Origin of the sequence: Nevskia sp. (genome assembly GCF_023266035.1) — a bacterium.
GTDB lineage: Bacteria > Pseudomonadota > Gammaproteobacteria > Nevskiales > Nevskiaceae > Nevskia.
The window spans coordinates 1-6,808 of record NZ_JAHFRY010000179.1 but is presented as its reverse complement, the minus strand read 5'-3'; the positions used below and the strand labels follow the sequence as shown (position 1 = coordinate 6,808).

The following is a 6,808-nucleotide window of genomic DNA, read 5'->3' as shown; positions in this document are numbered from 1 at the left end:
CTGGCGGCCGGCTGCGACGGCGTGGTGTCGTCCGGCCTTGAAGTCGAAAAGCTGCGGCGCGAAGCTCCTCATGAACTGATCTGCGTGACGCCGGGCATCCGTCCGGTCGACAACGACGTAATTTCAAACGGCAGCGGCGATCAGAAGCGGGTGATGACGCCGACTCGCGCGCTGAAAGCCGGCGCGGATTACCTGGTCGTCGGCCGTCCGATCCGTGATGCAGCAGACCCCCGCGCTGCGGCGCTGGCCATTCAATCCGAAATCCTCAGCGCGCTCGCACCATGACCCACCAGCCCGAACACTTGCAGAACGATCGCTTCCTCCGCGCCCTGAAGCGCCAGCCGGTCGACCGCACGCCGGTCTGGCTGATGCGCCAGGCCGGCCGTTATTTGCCTGAGTACCGCGCCAGCCGCGCCAAGGCCGGTGATTTCCTGAGCCTGTGCAAGAACCCGGATCTGGCCTGCGAAGTCACCCTGCAGCCAATCGATCGCTACGGCTTCGACGCCGCGATCCTGTTCTCGGACATCCTGACCATTCCGGACGCGATGGGCCTCGGCCTGTACTTCACCGAGGGCGAAGGCCCAGCGTTCAGGAAGACCGTGCGCACCGCCGCCGATATCGCCGCCTTGCCGATCCCGGATCCGGAAACCGAGCTGCGCTACGTGATGGATGGCGTCCGCGCCTGCAAGAAAGGCCTCGCCGGTCGCGTGCCGCTGATTGGTTTCGCCGGCAGCCCGTGGACGCTCGCCACCTACATGATCGAAGGCAGCGGCTCCAAGGATTTCCGCAATGCCAAGGCGATGCGCTACGGCGCGCCGCACCTGCTGAAGGCGCTGCTCGACAAGCTCACCGAGAGCGTGGCCCTGTATCTCGCCGCGCAGGCCGATGCCGGCGCCAACGCGCTGATGATCTTCGACACCTGGGGCGGCGTGCTCGATCGCGAGGGCTACAAGTTCTTCTCGCTGGCCTCGATGGCGAAGCTGGTCGATCGCCTGAAGGTGCTGGCGCCCGGCGTGCCGGTGATCCTGTTCTCCAAGGGCTGCGGCCAGTTCCTGCTGGAGATGTCGGCCACCGGCTGCGCCGGCCTCGGTGTTGACTGGACCACCAACATCGGCGACGCACGGCACATGGTCGGCGGCTCAGTCGCGCTGCAAGGCAATCTCGATCCGACCGCGCTGTTCGCGCCGCCGGAAACGATCCGCGATCTGGTCGGCAAGATCCTCGACGATTACGGCCCGGCCAACGGCCACATCTTCAACCTCGGCCACGGCATCGTGCCGGGCACGCCGCCGGAAAATGTCGCGGCACTGGTCGAAGCCGTGCGCGAACTGAGCCCGCAGTACCACGAGATCGCCGAAGCCGAAGCGCCTTGATCGGCACGATGAGCCACGCGGGCCTGAAGCGCTGGTTGCCACCGCAGGCGATCGGCGTACTGACCTTCGCCGCGATGTTCGTCGTGCTGATGTTCTGGGCTGGCCTGCTGATCCTGCCGGCGGCGATCGTCAAGCTGCTGGTGCCGCTGCCGGTGCTGACCCGCCAGCTCGATCGCTGGATCGCCTGGTGCGCCGGCTATGGCTGGGTGGGCGGCAATCAGCAGGTGTTCCAGCTGCTGCATGGCCGGCGCGAGAACCTGCAGGTCAATGGCGCGCTGGACCCGTCGCAGAGCTGGATGATCGTCTGCAATCACCAGAGCTGGGCGGACATCCTGATTCTGTTCGACGTCATGTACGGCCGCACGCCGTTCCCGCGCTTCTTTCTGAAGCGCGAGCTGATCTGGATTCCGCTGGTCGGCTTCGTCTGCTGGGCGCTGGACATGCCGTTCATGAAGCGCAATTCGGCGGCGGCGATCGCGAGGAATCCGGACCTGCGCAACCAGGATCTGGAAACCACGCGCGGCTTCTGCGAGAAGTTCAAGCGCAAGCCGATCGCCGTGGTCAATTTTGTCGAAGGCACGCGCTACACGCCGGAGAAGGCCCAGGCCAAGGGTTCGCCGTATCGCCGCCTGCTACGGCCGAAGTCCGGCGGCTTCAGCTTCACCTTGAACGCGATGGGCGAGCAGTTCGCGGGGCTGATCGACATCACCATCGTCTACCTGCCGACCGGCAATACCCGCAGCAAGCTGTGGAGCTGGCTGTGCGGCGAGCAGAACGCGGCCTATGTGCAGGTCGATGTGAAGCCGCTGCCGGTCGAATTGCTCGGCGGCAACTATCAGGACGATGAAGCCTTCCGCGAGCGTTTTCAGGACTGGGTCAACGGCCTGTGGATGGACAAGGACGCGGTCATCGACAGGGCCCTGATCAAGGACTGGGTTCCGCTCACGCAGGCATCCGGGTAGACTGCGCCGGCTCATTGGGGAGTAGTCACCCGGCGCGCTGACCGTTGCACTGGCAGGCGTTGATCGGGGGATGCGTCAACACAATCGATCGCAAGATCGTGGCGCATCCAGGTCGGGAAGCCTTTCCCGCATCAGGCGAGACCTTTGACGCGCAGCCACCTCCTTAGGGATGGGCCCGGGTCGGGCATGGTCGCGTGTCAATCGTCCACGATCGCCCGGCCCTCGAGAGTTCCCCATGTTTGAAGCCTTCGGTATTTCCACGCTGGTCGTCGCGGTCGGCGAGATCGGCGACAAGACCCAGCTGCTGGCGCTGCTGCTCGCTTGTCGATTCCGCAAGCCGGTGCCGATCCTGCTCGGCATCCTCGCCGCGACGATCGCCAACCACGCTGTTGCCGGTTTCTTCGGCGCCTGGATTCGCGGCCAGTTCACGCCGGATACTTTGCGCTGGCTGGTCGGCGTCACCTTCCTCGCGATTGCCGCCTGGGCACTGGTGCCAGACAAGCTCGAAGACGAAGCGCCGAAGCCGGTGGGCCGCTACGGTGTGTTCCTGCTGACTTTCGTCGCGTTCTTTCTGGCCGAGATCGGCGACAAGACCCAGCTGGCCACCGTGGCGCTGGCCGCGCGTTTCGACTCCTTGCTGGCCGTGGTCTGCGGCACGACGCTCGGCATGATGATCGCCGACGCTCCGGCCGTGCTGCTCGCCGAGCGTCTGACCCAGAAGCTGTCGTTCAAGCTGATCCGCTACCTCGCGGCCGGCCTGTTCGCGGCGCTCGGCATCGCGGCGCTGCTGAGTACGGCTTTCTGAGTCAATCCGCCCATTTATTGACTTGGGTCGAAATAGGGCTTGCCGAATTGCGATAACAGAATGATAATCGTTCTCAACAAGGAGACGAACGATGATCGAACCTGTCCTGTCTGCACCCCGCTCGATGTCCACCGCCAGCCGGCAGCCCATGGAAGTCCAGGCGAAAGTCTCGATGCCCGCAAGCGTCGCGTCTGGCGATCCGGGCATCGAAACCGAACTCCACAGCGAGCGCCTGTTCGGGCGTACGCGGCGGCTGGTGATCGTTCATCACGGCGAACGCTACTGCCTGCAGGTCACTCGCGCCGGCAAGTTGCTGCTGACCAAGTGACGCCTGGCTTGCGCCGGCACTAAAGGCCGGCGCAAGCGCTTCAAACAGCCAGAAAGCGATCGAGGATCGCGTCGGTCCAGCCTGCGTTCGCGGTGAACGCGGCCTGATTGGCGAGGATCTCGTCCGCGGTCTGCACGTAGCGCGACGGCGTCACCGATTCGTGCCGGAACCATTCGATGGCGTCGTTCAGCCTGACTTCCGGATGAAACTGCAGGCCGAGCACCCGGCTGCCGTCCCAGGCGAAGGCCTGCTGTGCGCAGGCCGCGCTTTCGATCAGCCGGGTCGCGCCGGCTGGCAGGGCGTAGGTGTCGCCATGCCAGTGGAAGCTGGTGAATTCGGCTGGCAGGCCGGCCAGCAGCGGATGCGCGCGTCCTTCCGCCGTCAGTTGCAGCGGAAACCAGCCGATCTCCAGTTCGGCATTGCGGGTCACCGGACCGCCGAGGACATCGGCGATCAACTGCGCGCCCAGGCAGATGCCGAGCACGCGCCGGCCTTGTGCGATGGCGGCGCGGATCAGCGCCTTTTCGGTGCGCAGCCAGGGATAAAGCGCGTACTGATCGATATTCATCGGCCCGCCCATGACGATCAGCACGTCGAACGCCGCCAGCTCCGGCAGGGTTTCGCCATGCTGCAGACGGGTACCGCTGATTGTGTGGCCGCGGGTAGTCAGCCAGCCTTCGATGCTGCCCAGCCCTTCGAAATCAGCATGTTGTAGCCAGTGAACGCGCATCGGTGCAGTCTCCAGGATCAGGGTTTCGCCGGCACGATGGCCCGGCGGCGGAAGTTGGCAAGCCTATTGCTAATTCTGTTCCGTCTCTTCTCGACTTCGCCCGGCTCCGGCCGGGCTTTTTGTTGGTGACGACTTCGCGGAACCTTCACTCTTGGCCGTTATCATGCCGTTCGCCTGTTCCCACGCATGTTGCCGATGACTGTTTCCTCAATGCCGAGGCTGGTGCTCGGTCTGAGCTTGCTGCTGAATTCTTGCGTGCTGCTGTCGCAGCCAGACGCGCCGCGCGTCGCCAGTCCGGCGCTCGATGAACTCAGCGGCCTGACGGTTTCGCATGCCGATCCTGGCCTGCTCTGGGGTCACAACGACAGCGGTGCCGGCCCGGACCTGTATCGCATTGGCATCCATGGCGAAGATCTCGGCAGCGTCCACATCGCCGGTGTTCAGGCGATCGACTGGGAAGACATCGCCGCGTTCGATTGGCAGGGCAAGGCGGCGCTGCTGATCGCCGATACCGGCGACAACCAGGAAACGCGCAAAGCCGTGACCTTGTACGCGGTCAGCGATCCGGGCCGGAAAGGCACGCCGAAACTGCTCTGGCAGCTCGATTTCCGCTACGACAACGGCCCGCATGACTGCGAAGCCGTAGCCGTCGATCCGCTCGACGGCAGCATCATCCTGATCAGCAAGCGCGGCCAGCCGAAGTACCTGTATCGCCTGCCGTTACCGAAGCGCAAACCGCCGGTCGGCGTCGCGGTGGCCGAACGGCTCGGCGAAGTGCACAGCATCACCGGGCCGACGATGACCGATCTGGTCAGCTATCCAGGCCGCAGCGTGTTCTTCGGCCAGCCGACCGCGCTGGATATTTCCCGCGATGGCGGCACCGCAGTCGTCGTCACCTACAAGAACACGCTGCGCTGGCGGCGTCGTGCCGGGCAGAGCTGGCTGGAAACCTTCGCCACCACGCCCGAAGTGCTCGACGCGCCGATGCTGCATCAGGCCGAAGCCGGGGCGATCGCCGCCGATGGCCGCTCGGTGTTCATCTCCGGCGAAGGCAGCCACTCGCCGCTGCTGAATATCCTGTTGCCGCCGTGAGCTAGCGAAGCGCCAGCCAGCCGAGCAAACCCACGCCAAGCGCAATTCGATACCAAGCGAACACCGTAAAGCGGTGGGTCTGGATGTAGCGCAGCAACCAGGTCACGGCGATGAAGGCGACCACTGCTGAAACCACGAAGCCGACGATCACCGCCGTCCAGTCCTCGTGGCTTTCACCGCCGTGCTTGAACTCGCCGTACAGCTCGTAGGCACTGGCCGCATACATGGTCGGGATGCCGACCAGGAACGCGAACTCGGTCGCCGCCGCGCGACTGGCGCCGCCGACCAGCATCGCCGCGAAGATCGTCGATGCCGAACGCGAGGTGCCGGGAAACACGCCGGCAACGACCTGCGCCACGCCGACGACGATCGCCACCGTCCACAGGATCTGGTTCTGGGATGGTCGTTTCCCGGCCTGCCATTCGGCGGCCAGCATCCAGACGCCGCCGATCAGCAGCGCCCAGGCAATCGGTCCGATCTCGTCCGGCAGCGAAAAGCCGAGCTTCTTGACCGTCAGGCCGAGCACCACGGTGATCAGGAAAGCGACGGCCAGCTTGCCGATGTAGGCGCGGTTGTCAGCGTCGCCGAGCCCGGTCGCCAGCTGCCACAGACGTCGCCAGTAGATCACCGTGACGGCGAGAATCGCGCCGGCCTGGATGACGATGTTGAACAGATCCGAACGATGACCGAGGCCGAACTGCTCGGCGAGCAGCAGATGGCCGGTCGAGGAAATCGGCAGGAATTCGGTGATGCCTTCGATGATGCCGAGCAGGATGACTTGCAGCAGATCGTTCACGGGAGCGAGGAAGCCAGTTGGAAGGGATGGGCAGCAGTGATGGTCGATAATGCAGGGTCGGCGGAAAGCCGGTCTGCGGCGCACAGGATACGGGACGAAGCATGCAAAACGCGGACAAGGAAGCGCTGGCAGGCGTTGCGCTGGTCACCGGCGGCGCGCGGCGTGTCGGGGCGGCGATCGTCGAGCGCCTGCATGCGGCCGGCATGAATGTCGTCATCCATTGCCGCACTTCGCGTGCCGAAGCGGACGCGCTGGCTGCAGCGCTGAACGGACAGCGTGGCGACAGCGCCGCCGTGCTGGTCGCTGATCTCGCCGACGATGCCGCCGTAGCCCGGCTCGCGGCGGATGCCCACGGCCGTTGGGGACGGCTCGATGCACTGGTCAACAATGCTTCCGGTTATCGGCGCACGCCGATCGGCGCGATCACGCCAGCGCTGTTCGACGAACTGATCAGCTCGAACTTCAAAGCGCCGCTGCTGCTGATCCAGGCCTGCCTGCCGCTGTTCGGCGAGCACGCGGCGGTGGTCAACATCCTCGACACCCTGGCCCGCCATGCCCGTCCCGGCTTCGCGCCGTACAACGCGGCGAAAGCGGCGCTGTGGTCACTGACCGAAACGCTGGCCGTCGAACTGGCGCCGAGCGTCCGGGTCAACGCCGTCGCCCCCGGCCACATCTTGTGGGCGGAATCGACCTTGCTGAGCGCCGCGCAGCAGGCCGAAGAA

The 6,808-nt window shown here is 65.2% G+C and carries 9 protein-coding genes and 1 riboswitch; of the genes, 7 read left to right on the top strand and 2 right to left on the bottom strand.

Going from position 1 to position 6,808, the window contains the following annotated elements; all coding sequences use genetic code 11:
- The 5 genes from Q0D45_RS19880 to Q0D45_RS19860 form a co-directional block, all read left to right on the top strand.
- A partial coding sequence (locus Q0D45_RS19880; RefSeq protein ID WP_293397152.1) for an orotidine 5'-phosphate decarboxylase / HUMPS family protein occupies positions 1–285 on the top strand: 285 nt, incomplete at its 5' end.
- A complete protein-coding gene (gene hemE / locus Q0D45_RS19875; protein ID WP_293397149.1) occupies positions 282–1,373 on the top strand; it encodes a uroporphyrinogen decarboxylase in 1,092 nt (363 codons plus the stop codon). The genes Q0D45_RS19880 and hemE, both read left to right, overlap by 4 nt.
- A gap of 8 nt (positions 1,374–1,381) precedes the next feature.
- A complete protein-coding gene (locus Q0D45_RS19870) occupies positions 1,382–2,335 on the top strand; it encodes an acetyltransferase (RefSeq protein WP_293397146.1) in 954 nt (317 codons plus the stop codon).
- A 4-nt stretch (positions 2,336–2,339) separates the two neighbouring features.
- Positions 2,340–2,548, top strand: a riboswitch (yybP-ykoY riboswitch).
- Between the two features lie 22 nt (positions 2,549–2,570).
- Entirely contained in the window at positions 2,571–3,140 is a 570-nt protein-coding gene (locus Q0D45_RS19865; RefSeq protein WP_293397143.1) for a TMEM165/GDT1 family protein, read from the top strand.
- A 91-nt stretch (positions 3,141–3,231) separates the two neighbouring features.
- Complete coding sequence (locus tag Q0D45_RS19860; protein WP_293397140.1) at positions 3,232–3,468, top strand: hemin uptake protein HemP; 237 nt, start codon at positions 3,232–3,234, stop codon at positions 3,466–3,468.
- Positions 3,469–3,508: 40 nt separating this feature from the next.
- Here the strand turns inward: Q0D45_RS19860 and Q0D45_RS19855 are convergent, their stop codons facing one another.
- Positions 3,509–4,198, bottom strand: a complete 690-nt coding sequence (locus Q0D45_RS19855) for a type 1 glutamine amidotransferase (RefSeq protein ID WP_293397137.1) — start codon at positions 4,196–4,198, stop codon at positions 3,509–3,511.
- A gap of 195 nt (positions 4,199–4,393) precedes the next feature.
- Between Q0D45_RS19855 and Q0D45_RS19850 the strand changes: the two genes are divergently transcribed.
- Positions 4,394–5,290, top strand: a complete 897-nt coding sequence (locus tag Q0D45_RS19850; protein WP_293397134.1) for a hypothetical protein — start codon at positions 4,394–4,396, stop codon at positions 5,288–5,290.
- Position 5,291: 1 nt separating this feature from the next.
- On the opposite strand, the gene Q0D45_RS19845 is transcribed toward Q0D45_RS19850, so the two are convergent.
- Positions 5,292–6,086 carry an undecaprenyl-diphosphate phosphatase gene (locus tag Q0D45_RS19845; protein ID WP_293397131.1) on the bottom strand — a complete coding sequence of 265 codons (795 nt, stop codon included), beginning with the start codon at positions 6,084–6,086 and terminating at the stop codon, positions 5,292–5,294.
- Positions 6,087–6,187: 101 nt separating this feature from the next.
- Between Q0D45_RS19845 and Q0D45_RS19840 the strand changes: the two genes are divergently transcribed.
- Positions 6,188–6,808, top strand: a 621-nt coding sequence (locus Q0D45_RS19840; RefSeq protein ID WP_293397128.1) for an SDR family NAD(P)-dependent oxidoreductase, incomplete at its 3' end; no start/stop codon positions are given.